The organism is Ruminococcus sp. 210702-SL.1.03, from assembly GCF_020559915.1.
Classification (GTDB): domain Bacteria; phylum Bacillota; class Clostridia; order Oscillospirales; family Ruminococcaceae; genus YE71.
Window position 1 is genome coordinate 92,813 of sequence record NZ_JAJCLZ010000005.1, and the last position, 20,175, is coordinate 112,987.

Below are 20,175 nucleotides of genomic sequence, written 5' to 3' on the forward strand. Positions count from 1 at the left end.
ACTGCGAGGGGCTGTTATTTTTTCTATTCTGTTACTCCGCCGACTGCCTTTTCACCTTCGCCACGACCGCAGCTGCCGCGAAAAGCACTACTGCGAAGAGCGCCTCTATGCCAAGATAGCTCAGATATTTGCCGAGCGAATAGCCCTCGTCCGAAAGACCGAATAGCATATTGTTCGCGCGGACAAGCCAGTACGCGGGCAGGAATGAAGCCGCTTTCAGCACACCGTCGCCCAGCAAGTCTTGCGGTACGAATACGCCGCAGAGGAACGCCATTCCAAGGCTCACCGTGTTGCCGATCATGCTGCAAACGTCGTCGCCCGCTATGCCGAACTGCGCTATCAGCACCGTAATGCCTACCGCCACGACCATGAAAATGAAGCTGTTCAGCATCGCCAGCAAGCCTGTTTTGCTGAACATCTCTCCGCCGTAGCAGGCGACACCCAGTATCTGAAAAACCAGCCATATCGCCGCCGTGAGCGTGCCCGTCGCGCAGAAAAGCTGCATATTCTTGCTTGCCAACGGCAGCGCTGAGCAGTCTATCCTGCGGCGCAGATCAAGCGTATTGAAAGCCGAAAGTATCGGCGTGAAGCAAACTATCATTATCACCAAAAATATGTAGGCAAGATACTGCGTGAAATAGCTGAGTCTGCTGCCGGGATTGCCCGCCGAGAAATTTTCTACCGTAACGTCAACGTGCTGCTCCTGCGCTTCTGCGGCGGCGCGGCAGGCTTCGCCGCTGCCCATGCCCGAAGCCGAGTACATCTCAGCCGTCTTTACGAACTGCGTGAGCTGACCCTCAAAAAGCTGCGATTCATAAGTGCCCGAGGCGCTCACCATTTCAAAAAGCCCATCGCCCTCGCCCGCCGCGACAGCTTCGCCAAAGCCCGCTTTTATCGTCAGCGAGCAGTTGAGCGTGCGGTAATATATCGCGTCTTGAAGAGCGCCATCGCCGCCGTCTATCGTCACTATCTCGTGATTTTCCGATATGTAGTCGCGCAGGGAACGGCTCGCTTCGGTATTATCCATATCGGCAACGCTTATTTTCAGCTTTTTGTCGCTGTAATCCTTATCCTGCTGAGCGTTTGCCGTCATTATAAAGCATATCAGCGCGAATATGCCGAAGTACATCAGTATAGTTACCAGTCTTTTCCGCGCCATTTTCATGAACACCTTATAAACTTGCATATCTGCGCCTCCTTGTAAGATAATATCCGCCCAGCGTGAAGATCACGGCGTATCCGCCGAGGGTGAGCAGGTTTGCCGTCAGCCTGCCGCTTCCGCCGTAGATGTTCAGCGCCAAAAAGCTGTTTGAGATCAGCGCGGCAGGGTTTATCCTATTGAACCACGGCGCGTACCGCTCTACCAGCGCGTACATATTGCCGACACAAAGCCCGCTGAGGAAGCAGAAAAACATTGATACCGAGATAAGTATGCCTATTTTCATGCCCTCGCTCATTTTGCCGATCGCGCCGATGAAAAAGCCCATGCTCGCGCTCACCAGCACACCCACCGCCGTAACGCCGAAAAGCGCGGGCAGCGGCGCGCCGAAATCTACTTTCAGCGCCAAAGTGAGGTATAAAAGCGTTACCCCCGAGCAGATAAGGTTCAGTATCACCGCCGCTGTCAGCGCCGCCGTTACGCTTTCAAGCTTGTGCACCGGCGAAACTGATTTGCGCGCGCCAAGCTCTGAAAGATTTGCCTGCACGCTTATCACAAGACCCAATCCGCTGAGCGCGCCGAAAAGGCAGTTCATAGCCAGCAGATTATAAAAATACTGCACATACGGATCGGCGCTGTCGCCCGACATCTGCCGCGCTTCCACAGGCGATATTTCGGCGCTCATAGCCTCTATCACCTGTCCCAGCTTCTGCGGGTCGGCGTTCGCCGCGTCGGTTATCACCTTTACATTCACCTCGTAATTATCGAGTAACGAGCGTATTATCGAAGCGGCGGTGCTCTCGCTCTTTACCGAAAGGCGAATATCGCTGCCGTTTACGAATATCACGCCGCTGACATCGCCGTTCTCCAGCTTTTTCATAGCCTTGCCTTCGGCTAAATATTCGGGCGCGAAAAGCGCGTCACCGCCCTCAGACAGGCTGTCCATCACCTCGGTAAAAGTCGCGTTTTCCTGCTCGGTGCATACAGCTACGGGTATCTCTTTAAAAAGCTCGTCGCTCTCATACAGCCCACTGAAAGCTATGTTGAAAAAAGTGCCCAGTATTATCGGAAAAGCCAGCATCCAAAACATAGCCTGCCTGTTTCGCAGACCTGTGAGCAGTTCGTATTTCAAAAGATGTAAAAACATTGCTCAGCCCCCCCTCAGCTATCGCGAAGCTGCTTGCCGGTTATCTCTAAGAAAACGTCGTTGAGCGTGGGCAGCTCGGAATAGACCCTGCCGAAGCGTATATCCTTTTGCTGTAGCAGTGTCAAAAGGCGGATGAGATTGTGCTTTCCGCCCGAGAATTTCACCTCTGCCCTGCCCTCGATGTACTCGGCTTCGTAAACGTGCGGCAGCGCGCGTATCTCCTCCAGCAGCTCGGCGCTCTGCTCCATAAGCTCTACCGTTATCTTCTCGGTATTCTTTATCTGCTTTTTCAGCTCTTCGGTAGTGCCCAGGGCTATCTGCCTGCCCTTATCCATTATCGCGATGCGCGTGCATATCTGCTCCACCTCTTCCATATAGTGAGATGTATAGATTATCGTAGCGCCGTGCCTATTCAGCTCCTGTATGCCCTCCAGTATCTTATTGCGGCTCTGCGGGTCTACCGCAACTGTCGGCTCGTCGAAGATTATCAGCTTCGGCTTGTGCGCTATGCCGCAGGCGATGTTTAGGCGGCGCAGCAGACCGCCCGAAAGCTTCTTCGGGTAAAATTTCACGAAATCCTCCAGCCCTACGAACTCCACGGCTTCCTCAACGCACTTTTTGCGCTCCGCCTTATCCTTTATATAAAGCCCGCAGAAATAGTCGATGTTCTCATAAACGGTAAGCTCATTTATCACCGCTACGTTCTGCATTATAACGCCTATCTTGCTCTTTACCTTGTAATTATCGGGCGACATCTCTTCGCCGAATATCTCTACGCTGCCCTTATCGAAACTCAGCAGCGAGAGCAGGCAGTTTATCGCGGTGGTCTTGCCCGAGCCGTTTGGTCCGAGCAGACCGAAGACCTCGCCCTCATATATCTCCAACGAGAAATGGTCGAGCGCTATAAGCTCTTTGTAACGCTTTACCAAATTTTCTATCTTCACTACGGGTGTGCTCATGTATATCATATCCTTTCATCAAACCGTCATGCGTTGCGTTTTGCAGATGTTATCTCTATAATACTAGTATAATGCAGGCGGCGGCTTTTTTCAAGTGCAAAATGTAATGACTTTTGCGGCGTGGCGTGACATTTGTAATTCGCGCGGGGTATGCCTTTGCGCAAGATCTACATATAAGGCAGGCGGCAGGACAGTTAAATTGTGAAAAAAACATTAAATATAAAACAGTTCTGAATTTTTAGTTAAATATGACAAAAAGCGTTTACATTTTTCAGTCAATATGTTATAATAACTTTTAGCGTTAAAACAATTTGAACAGTAAGATCTTATATGAAAGGGAATGTAAAGAAATGAAAAATTTAAGAGGGTTATTTTCAAGAGTTTTTTCCGCCGCCGCTGCGGCAGTTATCGCGGCAGGCTGCGCACTAAGTGCTTACGCCGCCGATACTTCCGACGTAGAACTTGATACTTCCGAAGCTATCTCGGTAGGCAACTGGGGCACCAGTGCGAAGTACCAGTACGATACTTTCGACACCACCCGAATGACGAAAGATTCTGAGATAAAAGTAGAATTTTCTATGGATACCGAAGCGAACAAGCTTTCAAGCTCGCCGATAGAGCTGGTATTCCAGAGCTGGGAGTCTCCCGACACATCTATGGCGCAGCCCGACGGCTCGGTATGGGCAAAAGTATCCGCCGCAGAGTTTGACAAGACCACCGCGGCATTCAAGTACGACGACATAGTAAAAGCATACGGCACCGATAATTTCGAGAAGGTAAGCTGCATATGCTTTACCGCTACCGACGTTGCCGATATTACGGTAAAGAAGGTAACTGTTACTAACTGCATCGAAAAGGGCAGCCACTACGTCGATAAAGAAGAGCAGAAGGAACAAAACAAAAACAACATGATATTCACCATAATCGGCATAGTTGCGGGCATTGTTATCGCCGTTGTCATCATAGTAGTTATCATGAACAAAAAAAGCAGCTCGGCTTACGACGTTGCTTCGGGCGAGTTCGTTTCCAAAAAGGACACCAAGAATTAAGGACTAAAAAACATACAAAGCGTCACCGTGTGCTGCGGCGGCGCTTTTATACTATTACAATAATATAATAAGGAGATACAGAAATGCTGACATTTGAAGAACTAAAGAAAAACAGCGAGGTAAACGCATATATAATCCAAGCGGATGCTTCGCTCAAAGCGCTGGGATTTACCGAGCACAGCTTCGCGCACGTAGGCGTGGTGGCGGAGAACGCGCGGTATATACTGCAAACGCTGGGCTACCCCGAGCACGACCTCGAGCTGGTGCAGATAGCCGCTTATCTGCACGACATCGGCAACTTGGTCAACCGCATAGAACATTCGCAGAGCGGCGCGGTAATGGCTTTCAGCCTGCTGAACAGACTGGGTATGCCGCCGGAGGACACTGCCGTTATCGTCACCGCGATAGGCAACCACGACGAGGGCACGGGCGTAGCGGTGAACCACATAGCCGCCGCGCTGATACTCGCCGATAAATCAGACGTGCGCCGCAGCCGCGTCCGCAACACCGACAAGACCACCTTTGACATACACGACCGCGTGAACTACTCGGCGAAAAGATCGAGCCTGAAAATAAACGGCGAGCACACACTTATAAAGCTGAAACTCTCTATCGACACGCAGTACGGCTCGGTGATGGACTATTTCGAGATATTTCTAGACCGCATGATAATGTGCCGAAAAGCAGCAGAATTTCTGGGGCTGGAGTTTAAGCTGATAATCAACGAACAGCAGCTGATTTGACAGCTTATTTGATAAAGTACTCACTTGAAATCTGCCGAAAATTGTGGTATAATAGTTGCAGTCGCAGACAACAAAAGGGGTGAACCACTTTGGATAAAATAATGCTGCTCATGGGCATACTGCCCTCAGTCATAATAATGGTGATAATCTTCAAAAACGCAGTTATCAAGCACAAGCCTATGCGAAAGCTGGCTTCGGTATTTGCGATAAGCGCTATCTCGGTAGTGCCCGCAGGCATACTAGAGGGCATCGGCTCGGCGCTGATGCAGGCTTTTATCGGCGGCGACCCGCGAAGGGTCTACTACCCAGATATGGATTCATACCTGATATATCAGCTTGTCTTTTACGTCGCGGTAGTCGGCATAGTGGAGGAAGCCTGCAAGTTTTTTACATTCAAATGGATAGTTTTCCACGACCGCAGTTTCGACAACACCTACGACGGAATAATCTACGGCGCGGCTTCGGCGCTCGGCTTTGCTACGCTTGAGAACATACTTTACATATCGCAGGCAAGCAGTCAGCTCATGGTAGCTTTGCTGCGCGCGGTGCTTTCGATACCGCTCCACGCCGTTACGGGCATACTCATGGGCTACTACTTCGGCTTATCGAAATACCGCAGGTATAATAACGTTCGCCCGAACACCCGTCCCGAGCGGTTCGCGTACATATTCTCGGTGCTGATACACGGCGTTTACGACTACCTCGCGACGGCTATGAGCGCAGACGAAGACCGCAGCATATGGCTGATAGCGCTCATCTGCATGATGATACTCATTTACGCGATGATAGTGCGCTGCATATACTGCGCGCGGAAAAATTCGCACAACATCTACAACAAATACTACTACGAACAGCTTGGCGGGCAGATGCAGGACATGATGGGCGGCAAGACCTCGGAAAACCCGACGTTTTTCGGCGTGCCGCTGCCGATGATGTACCGCAGAAATCCCAACGTTTTCAATCCTTACGACCCATATTCTTACACGCCGCCCCCACAGCAATATCAGCAATATCAGCAATATCAGCAATATCAACAGTACCCGCAGTATCAGACTCCGCCGCAGCCTCAGCAGCCCAGATACTGCGTTCACTGCGGCAAGCCTATCTCATCGGCATCGCGCTTTTGTCCTAACTGCGGCAAAGAGATAGAGCGCCGGCAGCCATCGCAATACCCAAACACGCAGAATATGCAGTAACACATTTTTCGCCTTTTCATATCATGTAATATAAGCCGCGCGGGTCACAAAGACCTGCGGCGAAAGGCTTAAATAATTACCCGAAAAGGAGAAATCGTTATGTGCGGAAACAATTGCTGGTGGATCATCATCCTTATCCTTCTCATAGTTTGCTGCGGCGGATGCGGCAACTGGGGCGGCTGCGGCTGCGGAAATAACTGTGGCGGATGCGGCAACGACTGCGGATGCGGCTGCTGATAACATCTGAATAATTCCCTTACAGCGCCTGAGCCTAAAAACTCGGGCGCTGTTTATTTGTATAAACCGCACATTTTTCTGTCACGAGATTTGCCAATGTTGTACATGATTTTTTGGACAATCATCACAATGTGTCCTAAAAAGTATTGACAGTATAAATGTTATAGAATATAATATATATAAATCATATATATTATGAAAAAGCGGATAAAAAGCTCCGCAAAAACGGAAATTTTGGAAAGGATGAGATTCACATGATTCGGGCAGAATGGAAATCAATTCTGAAAAACCCGCTCATGATAATAGTTCTCATCGCGATAATCGCGATACCTACTATCTACGCGGGTCTGTTCCTAGCCTCGATGTGGGACCCATACGGAAACATCGACAAGCTGCCGGTAGCGGTGGTAAACAAAGACGAGTCGGTAGAGTACGAGGGCACTACGCTTGACGTAGGAACTGAGCTGGTGAAAAAACTCAAAGAAAACGACGAGCTGCAGTTCAACTTCGTAGACGCGGAAGCGGCGCAGGAAGGTCTGGAAAACGGTACTTACTACATGGTAATAACCATTCCTGAGAACTTCTCGGCAAACGCTGCTACGCTGATGGACGAAAAGCCAAAGAAGATGGAGCTGGAGTATGAAACAAACCCCGGCAAAAACTACATTGCCAGCAAACTCAGCGATACCGCGCTGAGCAAGATACAAACGAGCGTTTCGGAAGAAGTTACAAAGACCTACTCCGAAACAGTCTTCGACCAGCTTACCGGCATAGGCGATTCGCTAAGCTCGGCGGCTGACGGCACGGGAGAGCTGGAAGACGGCCTCAGCCAGATCTCAGACGGCAACAAGAAGATAACCAAAAATCTGAAAAAGCTCGCCGAAAGCACAGTTACCTTTAAGGAAGGTTCTGAGGAGCTGGAAAGCGGACTGAAAGAATACACTGACGGCGTTTCTCAGGTAAACGAGGGCGCTAAGAAACTTGACGACGGCGCTAAGACGCTTTCAAGCTCGGCAAGCTCTGGCGTTTCGCAGCTTAAAGACGGTACTTCGAGCCTGAAAAAGGGCGTAAGCTCTTACACATCGGGCGTTGGCCAGGCTGCGGCGGGCGCTTCTGAGCTGAACAAAAACAGCAAGGCGCTAAACGACGGCGCTTCGCAGCTTTACAGCGGCTCTAAGCAGCTTTATGCGGCGGGCACGGCTGTACAGAGCGGACTACAGCAGATCTCAGATTCGCTGGCGACCAGCCTTTCTAAGGAAAACAAAGCTACCCTCTCGACGCTGACGGCAGGCTGCGATTCGCTGAAAAGCGGTATCGACGAGCTGTACACAAGCGTTTCGGGACTTGAGCTTCCCGACGTTTCGGCGGCGGCGACAGGCATAACCACATCGGCCGCGAACATTGGCGCTGACGCTACGGCGGCGGGCGGAAACCTCGCGAATATGCAGACATATCTGACCTCGCTCGCGACCGCTTACCCCGAGATAATGACCGACGCTAACTTCTCAGCTCTCGCGGGCGAGATAAGCACCTGCGCGGGCAACGTTTCCGACATAGGCACACAGCTTGGCACGCTCAAGACTGCGGCAGGCGGACTTGCTTCGCTGAGCAGCATGGGCGACAGCATCACTGAGCTGCAGAACGGAGTTGCGAAGATAAAGAAAGGCTCTGACCAGGTACTCCCCGGCGCTAAGCAGGCTATAAACACCCTTGAGGGCGGACTTGTAAGCATTCAGAGCGCTCTCGACCGCCAGGGCAAGACTGCTGAGGACATGGGTCTTATACAGGGCATGATCCAGATAAACGGCGGACTCAGCACACTTTCGGGCGGCGCTAAGGAACTCAGCGCGGGCACTAAGACATACACCGCAGGCGTTAAAGACCTCAACAGCGGCCTTAGCAAGATACATTCAAATTCCGCAGCGCTCAACAGCGGCGCGGCCACTCTTGACAGCGGCGTAAGCAAGCTTTCGAGCGCGCTGACCAGCGGCGTAAAGACGCTTACCGACGGTACGAGCACGCTTTACAGCGGCACTAAGAAGCTTGACGCGAACAGCGCGAGCGTAAAGAAGGGCGCGGCTGCACTTACAGACGGCGCTGAGCAGATCTCCGAAGGCGCTTCCAAGCTGCACAAGGGCAGCAAAGATCTGGGCGACGGCGTATCCGACGCTCACGACGGCACAGGCACTTTAAAGAGCGGCCTTACCGACGGCGCTGACGAGATAGCTTCCATAAACACCAACGACGATACTTACGATATGTTCTCCGCTCCCGTAGAATCGAGCAAGCAGGAGTACACGCATGTTCCCGATAACGGCCACGCAATGGCGCCTTACATGATGTCAGTAGGACTTTGGGTAGGCACGCTGGCATTCTGCATCATGTACCCGCTCACTAAGGTAAACGGCGAGCTGAAATCAGGATTCAGATGGTGGCTGGCTAAGGCTACGGTACTGCACGTTCTGACGCAGATAATGGCGGTGCTCATGCTCTTCGTACTGCACAAAGCGTGCGGCTTCACGCCGGCAAGCTGGAGCAAGGCGATAATAGTCGCGTGCATGGCTTCCATCGCGTTCATGTCGATACAGTACTTCATGAACGTAGCTATGGGCAAGGTAGGCTCGTTCCTCATGCTGATATTCATGGTAATACAGCTCGCAGGCTCGGCAGGTACTTACCCCGTAGAGATCTCGGGCGCATTTGTAAGCAAGATACACGCGCTTGTACCTTTCACATACACGGTAGACGCTTTCAGAATCGCTATCGCCGGCAAGGGCAGCATAGTTCCCTGCTGCATAGTAATGGGCATTTTGGTAGTAGTATTCTCGGTACTTACAGTTATCCTCTTCCACTTCCGCGCTAAATGGAAGGAAACCGGCAGAAGATGCCTGTACGACTTTATTGAAGATAAGGGTCTTGCATAATTTTATAAAATGTGATATAATTATATCGGTCGATATTCGATCTTGAAAAAAGAATCAATTCGCCGATTATTATAAAACAAACAGTAAATGTGTAAAAAGACAGGTGAAAGAAATGCCTACACAGCAATATCTTACAAAGCTATGCAAATCGTTTTACGAATTCAAATATGCGCTTTACAAAGTGATAGACAGCCTTTGCCGCGAAGAGGGCATAACGAATATGCAGGCTATGATGCTTTTCATGATAAAGTCTGAAAAGGCTATATCGGTAGGCGCACTGAGCAGCATCTTCAATATGACCCACTCAAACGCTTCGGCACTTTGCAAAAAGCTCGAGCGCGACGGGCTGGTCTGCCGCACACGCTCAAAGACCGACGAGCGCACGGTGCTGATAACGCTTGGCGAGCGCGGCGAAGAGGTGCTTTCGCGTATGCTGAAAAACGGCGCGGGCATCAGCGACTCGCTGGGCGAGATACCGCAGGACCGTCTGGACACGATAATAGAAACGATGAATGAAGCAACGCATATGCTTTCGCAAATAGTTAAGTAATATGGATAACGCGTCTGAGCAAAATCTGGCGCGTTATTTTTTTGCGACACTGAACAAACTTACGCAAAAAGTCAAGCCGAGTCCATCTTGATATGATATAATGTAAACATAGAAAGTATACTTCCTTAGTTCGCAGAAGAAAGCAGGTGCATTTATTGAAAGACTTTTACATTTTCGCATGCTCGCTGGAATACATTGAGAACAACCTAAGCGGCGGGATAACGCAGGAGAAAATAGCGGCGCACTGCTGCTGCTCGCTCTCGGCGCTGCAAAAGATCTGGAAATACTGCACCCACGGCGGCATAATGACATACGTCAAAAAGCGCCGCATAACACTCGCCGCCGCAGACCTGCGCCGCGGAGAGCAGGTGCTGGACACCGCCGTGAAATACGGCTACGGCTCTAACGAAGCTTTTACTCGCGCTTTTCGCAGCGTGTGGGGCGTGAACCCTTCGGAATTTGCGAGGTCGAGAAGCTTTACCTCGATGTATCCGAAGATCAACAAGAATTATTATAACGGAGGTACTTTTATGAGCAAAACAAGATTTGATCTCACCGAACTTTACGATAAACTTCAGGACAAAAAGGGCACATACCTTGCCTGTTTCGACATCAAAAATCTGCACCGCATAAACACTGAGATAGGCAGAAAAGCGGGCGACGACGTGATAAGCGCCTGCGTAGAGCACATCGACTCGGCGCTGAGCGAGAACATGATGGCTTTCCGCATCGGCGGCGATGAATTTGTAGTCGCTACCGGCTGCACCTCGCCCGAGGACGCAGCGGCTTTCGTCAAAAAAGTCACCGACCGCAACGGCGAAACTATACAGTCCTGCGGCGAAACGCTCACCATTCATCTGCACAGCGGGATAATGCTTTACGGCGAGGACAGCGAGGGCGAAGCGATATACGACCGGTTTGAAAACAGCCTCGACCGCGCAAAGCCGTAGACCACACTTGATTTTCGCCGCCGTTTGTGCTAAAATTATAGACGGGTGATAAAAATGGCGGACAAAAGATACTGCCGCTGCTCGGATGACGGCAGACCCGAATTTTACGGCTGCGGAAATCTCTCCGCGCCCGCGGGGTTTGTGCACCAGCGGCGGACGATGGGCTGCATGGTGCTGATATATGTGCTGGCGGGCGAGCTGCACATTTCGGCAGGCGGGCGGCTGCACGATGTGAAAAGCGGCGAATATATACTGCTGCGCGCGGGCGAAGAGCATTTCGGCACACAGCGCTCGTCGGAGGATATTTCCTACTTTTGGGTGCATTTTAAGTGCGGCGAGTGGCGCGGCGCGGACGCGGAGGAACTTCGGCAGACTGCAGGCAAGGGATACATCGCCGCGGAGCACGCCGCCGAGCGCGGGGGCAGGCTTCCGCAGCTTTTCCGCCAGCTTTTAGACCTCTCGCTCGCGCCGCCGCCATATCGTGAGAAGCTCGCCGCCTGTTCGCTGGAGCTGCTGCTGACCGAGCTTTCGCGCGAGTGCTGCGCCGAGATCTCTAGCAGCAGCAACGAATTTTCGCCGCTGATAACCTCGGTGCGGGTGTGGACGGCTGAAAACTGCGCCCGCCGCCTCACCATAGCCGAGATAGCCGCGCAGTTTCACTACAACGCCGAATACCTCAGCTCGATCTTCAAGAAAGAAACGGGCGAAACGCTTTCGGCATATCTGCTGCATTCGCGGATAGAGCGCTCAAAAGCCCTGCTGACGGCGGGCGCGAGCGTAAAGGAGGCGGCGTTTTCCAGCGGATTTTCCGACGAAAAATACTTCATGCGCCAGTTTCGCAGGCTTGAGGGCACTACTCCCCTGCGATTCAAAAACGCTTTTGCAAAGAAAAAAGTCAATAACAGATAAAAAATACCGCAAAACCTTTTACAGTTTTGCGGTATTCGCATTTATATTATTCCCACATTTGAAAGCTTATCTGTGAGTAAAATAAACGGTGTAGACCTCGTCCACGATGTCGTAAAGCGGCTTGAACTCTATGTTCTTCTGCTGATTTTTGGTGCGGTAGCAGGTCTGCTTCCAAGGGAAAGTGCCGTAGGTGTGCTCGGAAAGCGGCGCGAAGATTTCTTCGGGTCTGGAAATATCACCGCTGATTCCACAATCGCTGTCGGTAATACCTGCGAGCACTATCGGGCCGTCCACCGCGGCGCAAAGCTCGGGGGAATCGGACAGGGTCTGCATATTTATCTTGCTCGGGAAGAACACCTTTATCTCGTCGCTGCCCCACTCGCGGCGCAGGATCATAAAGCCGCCGCGTATCTCGGGCTGAACGCTCTCGCCGTTTACGGAAAGCTTCACCTCGCCGCTTACCCAGCAGGGCAGGCGCAGAGCAAGCTCAAAATCGGCGGGTTTATCGGTATTTACGTTGAATTTCAGCGCCCAGCGATTCATTCTGCCGTCGTCGCGCTCGTCGAAAAACGCCTGATCGTTGTAATATTTCATATCGCTCGTCTGCTCAAAGTGCACCTTAGCGCCCGCCAGCTCGAAATCAGCCTGCGAGGAGATGTACTGCGCAACGCTGAGCCTATTCATTTCCTCGTCGATGAAGTAGATGAGGTCGGGGTAGATGGTCTGCGCCTGCACCATAGTGCCATGGCAGCACCAGAAATCGTGAGTTTTGCTGCCCCACTTCTTCTTGCTGCCCGCTTTGAGCGGCAGGAAGTAGGTCGGCGTGCCCGTGTAGGGGTTCTGCTGCGCGAGGAAGCCGTTGTAAAGGCAAAGCTCGATGTAATCGGCATACTTAGCCTCGCCCGTTACGCGGTAGAGGAAGTCGGCGGTGCGCACCATATTATAAACGGTGCAGAACTCCTGATCGGTAGCGCTGAGGAACTCTGCCTGACGGTATGGGGGCACCCAAAACTCGCCCGCGTTCGCGCCGCCCGTGCAGTACATTCCGCGCTTTTCTACCGCGCTCTGCCAAAAAAGCTTCACGCGCGTGAGCCACTTTTCGTCGCCGGTAACTTCGTAAAGCTTAGCCGCGCCGTGCGAAAGGGGTATCGAAGCGTTCGCGTGGCAGTTGGTGAGGGGGTCGCCGCCCTTTTCGAGGTCGGTGAACATACCCGCGCCGCTGTATTTTTCGGCAAGCTTGAGGTACTTTTCATCGCGGGTAAGCTCGTAAGCGCGCGCCCAAGCCTCGAGCATACCGCCAGACTCGCCCTTGCAGACGGCGTAGGGGGAAACCTTTTCCGTTTCGGCTATCCACTCGGTGTACCAGTCGGCGAGGTTTGAGAGCACCTCGAGAGCCTGCTCGCTGCCCGCGTCGGCGTAAGCGTCGGCAAGGCCCATTATCGTCTTATGCATAACGTACTGCGGCGACCAAACGTGATCGCCCGTTATCATCTTATTGAAATATTTTTCTGGGATAGAGCCTGCCCATTTGCCGCCGTTGAGTTTCTGGCAGCGTGCCAGCTCGGCAATCATAAAATCGAGCTTAGATTTCAGCGCGGCGTCGCCCTCGGAAGCGAATATCGCGGCTGCGGCGCTGAGCCAGTGACCGAGAAAATGTCCGCGAAGCTGGCAGGTAGGCGCTTCCCAGCCCCAGTGCAGCTTAGCAGAAGAGGGGTCTTCCAACACCTGAAGCCCCGGCATTACAACGCCCGCTTCGAGATAAAAATTCTGCAAAAGGCACTGCGTTTCAAGCTCGGATATGTAACCACGCTCGGTTTCCATGCGCTCGCGGAAAAGTCCGGGCAGCAGCTTTACATTTTTCTTTCCAACTGACTTCAGCATAATAAAACCCTCCGTATCGTTTGATCGTGTATCACATTATACCACAAATAAGCGCATTTGTCGGTAGACTATTCCGCAGAACTAGTAGACTAATCGCATATCATATCCGACGGGCGCGGTATCGGGCGCTTTCGGCGACGACCTCAGAAAAGGCATACTCGCCGCGATAATTTCCCCTATACTGCTGCTCGTCGGGCTGTTTTTCTGCCGCAAAAGCGGACGCACATCGCGCAACTGAATAAAAATCAAAAGCTGTACGGATTTTAGTCATCCATACAGCTTTTTTTCAATAGTAATAATCTAAATATATCTTGTAACCGCTCTTGCCGGGGTCGCCCCTGTACGTTTTTATCCAGCCGAACTGGCCGTCTTTGTAAGTGTACAGCCAGCGGTCGTCATTGCGTTTTTCGCCATATATCGTCAGCTTTTCGCCCTTGTTGATGTAGATCTTGCTGGTGGAGTTTTCGTTAGGCTCGTTTCTCAGCATAAGCTCGTTCACGCGGCTGACGACTTCGTATCGCTCAGATGAATGAAGAGCGATCTGAGGTTCAGTTACATTGGCTACTTTCTGCACCGTATCTTTGAGCAGCTCCGCCCTGCACCAGCCGTACTCACTGCCGTACTGAGTATATATCCACCTGACGTTGTCCGTATGCTCCTCGGCGTAGACCGTCAGCATTGCCCCCGGCGAAACATCGCATATCAGCGTGTACTGCTCGCTCGGACCTTTGCGCATCTGCACGAGCGTACCGTCGCTCGGCGCGAAAAGGCAGCCGCTCTCCGCCATTACCGCAGGCGCGTAAGGCGTGTCGATCTTTTCATCTGAGCTGTTTTCGGCAGTCTGTTCGGTCTGCTCGGTCTGCTCGGTCTGTGCGTCGGCGTCAACAGCCGCAGCGCTCGACACCGCCGAATTTTGGTATACGTCAGCTTCGCTCTCGCCGCCGTTCGCTCCGCGCTTCACAACTATCGCGACCACCAGCGCCGCCATACATATACAGCAGACCGAGCATATCAGCGCGGGCAGGAGTATCTTGAACCTGCTGACGTCCGCGCCCTGATTTTTGGGCGGCTGTTTTTGACCGCAGTATATACAAAAATCCGAGCCATCGGGCAGGGGGTTCCCGCAATATTTACACTTCATTTCCATCACTCACTTCAACTCCGCCCCGCCCCACTCAACAGCGGCAAAGCCTTTGCGCTCGAACCCGCTGAGCTTCTGCTCGGGAATGTCTATCTTCTCCTCAAGCGGGCGGTATGTCATGAACACGCGCAGCAGGCTGTCGGGCTTCGGGGATATATCTAGTTCGTAATTATCGGTGTAGATGTCGCTTTGGAACGCTATCTGATTATACTTATTGTGCTCCATTCGCGGCAGCCAGTATACTATGAATTCGTTGCGCTCGTCCTCGTTAAGACCCAGTATTTCAAGCTTTTCGCGCAGGAATTTTTCGGTATCTTCGCCCTTTACAACAAAGCCCTGCGACATATCATAATGTGCACGGTCGTTCACGCTGTCCCAGAAAAGATAGTGATAATTTCCGCCGTCAGCTTTGTTGACTAGCTTGCCGTCGGGGTAGGCGGTAACGTTCCAGCCGTTGCCATATGCGGGGTATGTTGTCGAGATCTCGGCATTTTTCGCAGTAAGCTTTACGGAAACATCGGTCGGGCGCTGGGGGTAGAGGTAGATGACGGGTTTCGCCGCGCCGCCCTCATATTGAACGTAAGCTTTGTAGTCCGAACTGTCGTATTCACCCCTGTATGCCATTATCCAGCCGCGCTGACCATTATACTCGGTGTATATCCATTTGCCGTTATCGTCGTCGTTGTAGCCGTACTCCTCCATCGCCGTGCCGCTGTCGATGCTGTCCATCGCGGCGTAGCTCTTGTCGGGGCCTTTGCGCAGGGTCAGATCATTAACGACCACTGTAAAATGCGGGTGATAGTCATCTTCAATGTAGTTATCCGGCTCGACTATATCGTACTCTATCGGCAGACTGTACGAAAGATATTTTTCCGTGCACCAGCCATACACGCCGTTGTACTCGACATACGCCCACGTTTCGCCGTCGCCGCTGCGCTCGGCATAAACAGCTAGTTCGTAACGGCGAGGTATCTCAGTTTTGTAAGCATATTTATATCCCGGCCCGATGCGCATAGTCAGCGGGTCTTTCTTGGTCGCGACATACATAGTTCCGACGTAGCTCGTGCTGTCGGGGGTTACCGGTATCTTATATTTATCCTGCGTAGTAGTGGTGGCGGGCTTGGTCTGCGGAGCGGTAGTCTGCGCAGTGGTTTTCTCCTCGGTCTGCTCCGTCTGCGGCTGTTCGGTTTGATCGGTCTGTGTCGATTGCTCGGTTTGAGCGGCTGCGGCTGTCTGGGTCTGCGGGGCGCTGTTTTCATCGGCGCTGTCCGTTTTTACACTGCCGCGGGTCAGCACTATCGCCGCGACCATCGCCGCCATGCACACGCAGCACACCGAGCATATCACCGCGGGTATCAGAAACCGAAAGCGCTTCGGCGAAGCGGGCGGCTCGGGCGGAGCGTAAATATCGCCGTTTATCGTGCCGTACTGCTCATATTGTTCCGGCTGTTCATATTGGTCATACCGGTCGTACTGATACTGCTGCTCAGGCTCATCTGCGCCGCGCGATAATTTGTTACCGCAGGCGGGACAAAACGCCGAATCATTCGGCAGTTCTTTTCCACATTTCGGGCAAAACATATATATCACTCTTTCTATAATTCCTGTATTTTTTAACAAACGTTATACGCTATACCTTTATAATACCTTTATAATATAATAGCACATACGCGCCGCCGTGTCAACATTATTTTCCGACTAAAAAAAAGCGCGACCTGCTGCGGACGCACCTTTTTGTTTCATATTTCTATAATATCCGCTACCGCCTTGCCGTTTTTCTTCAAGCAGTAGACTATGTGGAATTTGTCGCCGATAACGGGGCGGCTTTTTTTGACGAAAAATTTTCCCGTATGTTCGCCGCCGCGGGAATCGTTATAGCGCATCTTACATTCATATGCGAACTGGTCTATCTGCTTCACGCTGACCACCTCGGCGAGCGCGGGCTTACCGTTTTTGGTAAGCATACGGTTGACTATCGAATCGTGATGACCCATGAAAAATACCACAAATCCCGAGATCCAAAGCGCTGTCATTATCACCGCGGAAACGGCTATCAGCGAATTTGAAGGCGGGCAGTAGACCTTTTCGGGGTAGGAATCTGTAACGAGCGCCGTAAAGCTCTCACCCTTTGAAGTGCGGCGGTTCATAGTCGCCTCAGCCAGTATTTCCTCGCCTGTATCATCTGTATAAACGGCGTGCACGAGCTGCTTTCCCTTTTTATGCTCCTCCACCGATACCACACGGCACTGCACTTCAGTACCATTACGCAGGTAGTTCATAGCGGAAGAAACGCTTTTCACACAAAGCCACGGAATGAAAATTATCATAGCGAGGCCGATGAGCGAAAGCATCAAAGCGCGCACCCCATTGCCCTTCTGCATATATATCCCCCTTTTTACGAGCGCTTTTGCCAGCGTTCGACAAGATATATTATAGCACAGATATTACGAGATGTCAATGATTTTTTGTACAAATAATTAAAAAAGACCGACTTGGCAATTTATTAACCCTTGGGCAAAATGTCAATATTTTTATATAATTGGATAATCTAACGATATACCTATACTCTAAAATTTATGCAAGCAATATATTCAAAGATATATATTACCGTGCTCATTTACGCATCATCTCGCACCCCGTAAAATAATGCAGAAGTATCTCCTCGCAGCCGCTTCCCTGCTTCGCCATTTCGTTCGCGCCGTGCTGACTCATGCCTACCAAATGCCCGCAGCCCAGCGCGCGGCAGGTGAATTCCCCGTCGGCATATTCTACCTCTATGTGCTGCGATGGCAGGTCGAGCAGCGCGCATATCCGCGACGCTTCGCATATCTCGCCGCCCACGCGCATTTTCAGCACCGTGCCGCCCGGAGAACGCTCCGCCGCAGTCAGCCAGCCCTCAGGCTCGCCGCTAAGGTCGCAGTCGGTGAACTCCGCCGTCAGCAGCCTTTTCATCTCCGCTTCGCTGTAATCCCGCACCGTTTCGCACTCCTCAAGCTCGGCGTCCCACTCGCTATCGACCGATGTCAGATACGGTATCTCCTCGCCCCACATCACCTGCGCCGACTCGGTCTTGCCGTAGGATATGCCGTGAAACGCTACCAATATCGGCTCGCCCTGCCAGCTGAGCGTGAGCGGTTCGGCATATTCAGCCGCAGCGGTTATCTTTTTCAATGCCGCACCGTAACCGTCGCCGTAGACCTCCCGCGCCTGATCTTCCGTGAAAAACGCCTGATAGCGGCTGCCGTCATCGCTCATATGTGCGCCGCGCAGATCCGCCGCAGGCTCGGCGCTCTCGGCAAGTATACGCCGCCGCGCATATGTAGAAGCCAGCACCGCCTGCGCTTTCAGCGCCTCGTCCTCAAAATCGGCAGGCATCTGCGCAAATACCGCGCCTATTATGTAATCCTTCATGCTGTACTCAGCCACCCTGCCCGTTTCCTCACAGAGTATCTTCACAGTTTCGTAACCTTGCAAACCGCCCGCGGCAGCTTTTTCCGACTCGCGCCGCGCATATCCAACGCAGGGTATCAGCAGCAGCAGCACTGCAAAAACTGCAATAAGCTGTAAGTAATCTTTCATAAATATCGTCCTTTCTTTTGCTTCAGGGTGTGAAAATGAATAACTCTGCTCGATAAAATTCATATTTTCATCAAATAAAACAAATTGCTTTTAGCCAAACGGCTATGTTTGTGCAAATCTAACTTGACAAATCGGAAAAAATGTTGTAAAATATTATTTATATAATTACGTGAGAATTATTTGTATATTATTGCTGCGCATATTTTGGCGCGGAGAAAGCGAGATGATCTTTATATGTCAAACGAAACAGCGAGGAATATGCTTTACCAGCAATTTGTTGCCAATAACGCCATCGACCCTAAATACTACGATAAATATGTGGTAAAAAGAGGTCTGAGAAATTCCGACGGCACCGGCGTAATGGCTGGTCTTACCAACATCTGTAACGTTCACGGATATGTAATAAACGAAGGCGAAAAATCTCCGATACCGGGCAAACTCGTATTCCGCGGATATGATATCAAAGATCTCGTAGAAAACGCCGTAAAGGAAAACCGCTTTGCATATGAGGAAACGGTGTATCTGCTGCTGATGGGCAATCTGCCTACTCACGAAGAGCTTGCGGCTTTTACCGAGCTGATGGACGAAAACCGCCAACTGCCGCCCAACTTCTTTGAAGATATGATACTCAAAGCGCCCTCGAGAAATATAATGAACAAGATGGGACGCGCCCTGCTCTCTTTATATTCATATGATGAAAACCCCGAAAACAGAAGTCCAGAATTTGAAATGGCTACCGCTATCTCGATAATCTCGAAGCTGCCTAATATAATGGTATCGGCATATCAGGTAAAGCGCAGAGTTTACGACGGTCAGAGCATGATAATGCACCCGCTGATAAAGGGGCAGTCTACCGCTGAGATGATACTTTCAGCCCTGCGCCCCGACCGCAAATTCACCGACGAGGAAGCCAAGCTGCTCGACATAGTGCTTATGCTGCACGCTGAGCACGGCGGCGGAAACAACTCTACTTTCACCTGCCGCGTACTTACATCTTCCGGCACCGACCCATACTCGGCATACTCGGCGGCTATCGGCTCGCTGAAAGGCCCGAAGCACGGCGGCGCTAACATCAAAGTTAACGAGATGTTCACCTGCGTAAAAGAACATGTGCGCAACTGGGATGACGAGGGCGAAGTTGCCGACTTCCTAAGAAAGATACTAAATAAAGAAGCTTTCGACCACACGGGTCTGATATACGGTATGGGCCACGCGGTATACACCCTTTCCGACCCCCGCGCCGTGATACTCAAGGCCAACGCCGAGAAGCTCGCGCACGGAACTGAGTTTGAGAAAGAGTTCCGCCTGCTGGAGTCCATCGAGCGCCTTACTCCCGAGCTTTTCGCTGAGAAGAAGGGCGATATAAAGGCTATGTGCGCGAACGTAGATATGTACTCGGGTCTGGTATACAGAATGCTGGGCATACCCGAAGACCTCTTCACGCCGCTCTTCGCCGTATCGCGTATGGCAGGCTGGTGCGCTCACCGCTTTGAAGAGCTTGTAACGGGCAAGAGAATAATCCGCCCCGCATACAAGGCTGTAATGAAAGAGCGCGAGTATATCCCGATAGACGAAAGATAACACATCATCATACTGATTATAACGCTCCCTTTCGGCGAAATATGCCGAAGCGGGGCGTTTGTTTTAATATATGTGTACTGAGATATTTATATATTAAAGCAACACCGCACAACTATTGTGTTCGTATTGCGACGTCAGATTATTCGTCAGATTGTACTAAATGACGACGG

At 51.5% G+C, this 20,175-nt stretch carries 17 protein-coding genes; 9 read left to right on the forward strand and 8 right to left on the reverse strand.

Features of this window, described 5'->3' with window-relative positions; translation table 11 throughout:
- Positions 1-31: 31 nt before the first annotated feature.
- Genes LI114_RS04550 through LI114_RS04560 form a run of 3 tightly spaced genes read right to left on the reverse strand, consistent with a single transcriptional unit; the run spans position 32 to position 3,265 of the window.
- Positions 32-1,186, reverse strand: coding sequence for an ABC transporter permease (locus LI114_RS04550; protein WP_227219639.1), 1,155 nt, complete (start codon positions 1,184-1,186; stop codon positions 32-34).
- Entirely contained in the window at positions 1,173-2,306 is a 1,134-nt protein-coding gene (locus LI114_RS04555) for an ABC transporter permease (protein WP_227219640.1), read from the reverse strand. The genes LI114_RS04550 and LI114_RS04555 overlap by 14 nt, the downstream gene beginning before the upstream one ends.
- 14 nt (positions 2,307-2,320) lie before the next feature.
- Positions 2,321-3,265, reverse strand: a complete 945-nt coding sequence (locus LI114_RS04560; RefSeq protein ID WP_227219673.1) for an ABC transporter ATP-binding protein — start codon at positions 3,263-3,265, stop codon at positions 2,321-2,323.
- Between the two features lie 350 nt (positions 3,266-3,615).
- Between LI114_RS04560 and LI114_RS04565 the strand changes: the two genes are divergently transcribed.
- The 8 genes from LI114_RS04565 (at position 3,616) to LI114_RS04600 (ending at position 11,823) form a co-directional block, all read left to right on the forward strand.
- Positions 3,616-4,314, forward strand: coding sequence for a hypothetical protein (locus tag LI114_RS04565; RefSeq protein ID WP_227219641.1), 699 nt, complete (start codon positions 3,616-3,618; stop codon positions 4,312-4,314).
- An 83-nt stretch (positions 4,315-4,397) separates the two neighbouring features.
- Positions 4,398-5,057, forward strand: coding sequence for an HD domain-containing protein (locus tag LI114_RS04570; protein ID WP_022127894.1), 660 nt, complete (start codon positions 4,398-4,400; stop codon positions 5,055-5,057).
- A gap of 89 nt (positions 5,058-5,146) precedes the next feature.
- Positions 5,147-6,253, forward strand: coding sequence for a PrsW family glutamic-type intramembrane protease (locus LI114_RS04575; RefSeq protein WP_227219642.1), 1,107 nt, complete (start codon positions 5,147-5,149; stop codon positions 6,251-6,253).
- A gap of 99 nt (positions 6,254-6,352) precedes the next feature.
- Positions 6,353-6,490: a hypothetical protein gene (locus LI114_RS04580; protein WP_022127892.1), complete on the forward strand. Its 138-nt coding sequence runs from the start codon at positions 6,353-6,355 to the stop codon at positions 6,488-6,490.
- Positions 6,491-6,744: 254 nt separating this feature from the next.
- The gene (locus tag LI114_RS04585; protein WP_227219643.1) at positions 6,745-9,414 is read left to right on the forward strand and encodes a YhgE/Pip family protein; all 2,670 of its coding nucleotides are present in this window, start codon (positions 6,745-6,747) and stop codon (positions 9,412-9,414) included.
- Positions 9,415-9,526: 112 nt separating this feature from the next.
- Entirely contained in the window at positions 9,527-9,964 is a 438-nt protein-coding gene (locus LI114_RS04590) for a MarR family winged helix-turn-helix transcriptional regulator (RefSeq protein ID WP_022127889.1), read from the forward strand.
- A gap of 155 nt (positions 9,965-10,119) precedes the next feature.
- Positions 10,120-10,914: a diguanylate cyclase domain-containing protein gene (locus LI114_RS04595; RefSeq protein WP_227219644.1), complete on the forward strand. Its 795-nt coding sequence runs from the start codon at positions 10,120-10,122 to the stop codon at positions 10,912-10,914.
- Positions 10,915-10,968: 54 nt separating this feature from the next.
- Complete coding sequence (locus LI114_RS04600; protein WP_227219645.1) at positions 10,969-11,823, forward strand: helix-turn-helix domain-containing protein; 855 nt, start codon at positions 10,969-10,971, stop codon at positions 11,821-11,823.
- A gap of 66 nt (positions 11,824-11,889) precedes the next feature.
- Here the strand turns inward: LI114_RS04600 and LI114_RS04605 are convergent, their stop codons facing one another.
- From LI114_RS04605 to LI114_RS04625, 5 genes are all read right to left on the reverse strand, one after another.
- The gene (locus LI114_RS04605) at positions 11,890-13,704 is read right to left on the reverse strand and encodes a beta-L-arabinofuranosidase domain-containing protein (protein ID WP_227219646.1); all 1,815 of its coding nucleotides are present in this window, start codon (positions 13,702-13,704) and stop codon (positions 11,890-11,892) included.
- Positions 13,705-13,990: 286 nt separating this feature from the next.
- A complete protein-coding gene (locus LI114_RS04610; RefSeq protein WP_413770898.1) occupies positions 13,991-14,851 on the reverse strand; it encodes a zinc-ribbon domain-containing protein in 861 nt (286 codons plus the stop codon).
- 3 nt (positions 14,852-14,854) lie between these two features.
- Positions 14,855-16,426, reverse strand: coding sequence for a zinc-ribbon domain-containing protein (locus LI114_RS04615; protein WP_227219648.1), 1,572 nt, complete (start codon positions 16,424-16,426; stop codon positions 14,855-14,857).
- A gap of 158 nt (positions 16,427-16,584) precedes the next feature.
- The gene (locus tag LI114_RS04620) at positions 16,585-17,226 is read right to left on the reverse strand and encodes a hypothetical protein (RefSeq protein WP_227219649.1); all 642 of its coding nucleotides are present in this window, start codon (positions 17,224-17,226) and stop codon (positions 16,585-16,587) included.
- A 232-nt stretch (positions 17,227-17,458) separates the two neighbouring features.
- A complete protein-coding gene (locus LI114_RS04625) occupies positions 17,459-18,424 on the reverse strand; it encodes a SpoIID/LytB domain-containing protein (protein WP_227219650.1) in 966 nt (321 codons plus the stop codon).
- 234 nt (positions 18,425-18,658) lie between these two features.
- Here LI114_RS04625 and LI114_RS04630 point away from each other — a divergent pair, with 234 nt between their 5' ends.
- A complete protein-coding gene (locus LI114_RS04630; RefSeq protein ID WP_227219651.1) occupies positions 18,659-20,005 on the forward strand; it encodes a citrate/2-methylcitrate synthase in 1,347 nt (448 codons plus the stop codon).
- The last annotated feature ends 170 nt before the right edge of the window (positions 20,006-20,175 follow it).

Excerpts from the sequence above, each read along its gene's own strand:
- LI114_RS04550 (WP_227219639.1), bottom strand. The coding sequence starts at position 1,186 with ATGCAAGTTTATAAGGTGTTCATGAAAATGGCGCGGAAAAGACTGGTA.
- LI114_RS04555 (WP_227219640.1), bottom strand. The coding sequence starts at position 2,306 with ATGTTTTTACATCTTTTGAAATACGAACTGCTCACAGGTCTGCGAAAC.
- LI114_RS04560 (WP_227219673.1), bottom strand. The coding sequence starts at position 3,265 with ATGAGCACACCCGTAGTGAAGATAGAAAATTTGGTAAAGCGTTACAAA.
- LI114_RS04565 (WP_227219641.1), top strand. The coding sequence starts at position 3,616 with ATGAAAAATTTAAGAGGGTTATTTTCAAGAGTTTTTTCCGCCGCCGCT.
- LI114_RS04570 (WP_022127894.1), top strand. The coding sequence starts at position 4,398 with ATGCTGACATTTGAAGAACTAAAGAAAAACAGCGAGGTAAACGCATAT.
- LI114_RS04580 (WP_022127892.1), top strand. The coding sequence starts at position 6,353 with ATGTGCGGAAACAATTGCTGGTGGATCATCATCCTTATCCTTCTCATA.
- LI114_RS04585 (WP_227219643.1), top strand. The coding sequence starts at position 6,745 with ATGATTCGGGCAGAATGGAAATCAATTCTGAAAAACCCGCTCATGATA.
- LI114_RS04590 (WP_022127889.1), top strand. The coding sequence starts at position 9,527 with ATGCCTACACAGCAATATCTTACAAAGCTATGCAAATCGTTTTACGAA.
- LI114_RS04600 (WP_227219645.1), top strand. The coding sequence starts at position 10,969 with ATGGCGGACAAAAGATACTGCCGCTGCTCGGATGACGGCAGACCCGAA.
- LI114_RS04605 (WP_227219646.1), bottom strand. The coding sequence starts at position 13,704 with ATGCTGAAGTCAGTTGGAAAGAAAAATGTAAAGCTGCTGCCCGGACTT.
- LI114_RS04610 (WP_413770898.1), bottom strand. The coding sequence starts at position 14,851 with ATGGAAATGAAGTGTAAATATTGCGGGAACCCCCTGCCCGATGGCTCG.
- LI114_RS04615 (WP_227219648.1), bottom strand. The coding sequence starts at position 16,426 with ATGTTTTGCCCGAAATGTGGAAAAGAACTGCCGAATGATTCGGCGTTT.
- LI114_RS04620 (WP_227219649.1), bottom strand. The coding sequence starts at position 17,226 with ATGCAGAAGGGCAATGGGGTGCGCGCTTTGATGCTTTCGCTCATCGGC.
- LI114_RS04625 (WP_227219650.1), bottom strand. The coding sequence starts at position 18,424 with ATGAAAGATTACTTACAGCTTATTGCAGTTTTTGCAGTGCTGCTGCTG.
- LI114_RS04630 (WP_227219651.1), top strand. The coding sequence starts at position 18,659 with ATGTCAAACGAAACAGCGAGGAATATGCTTTACCAGCAATTTGTTGCC.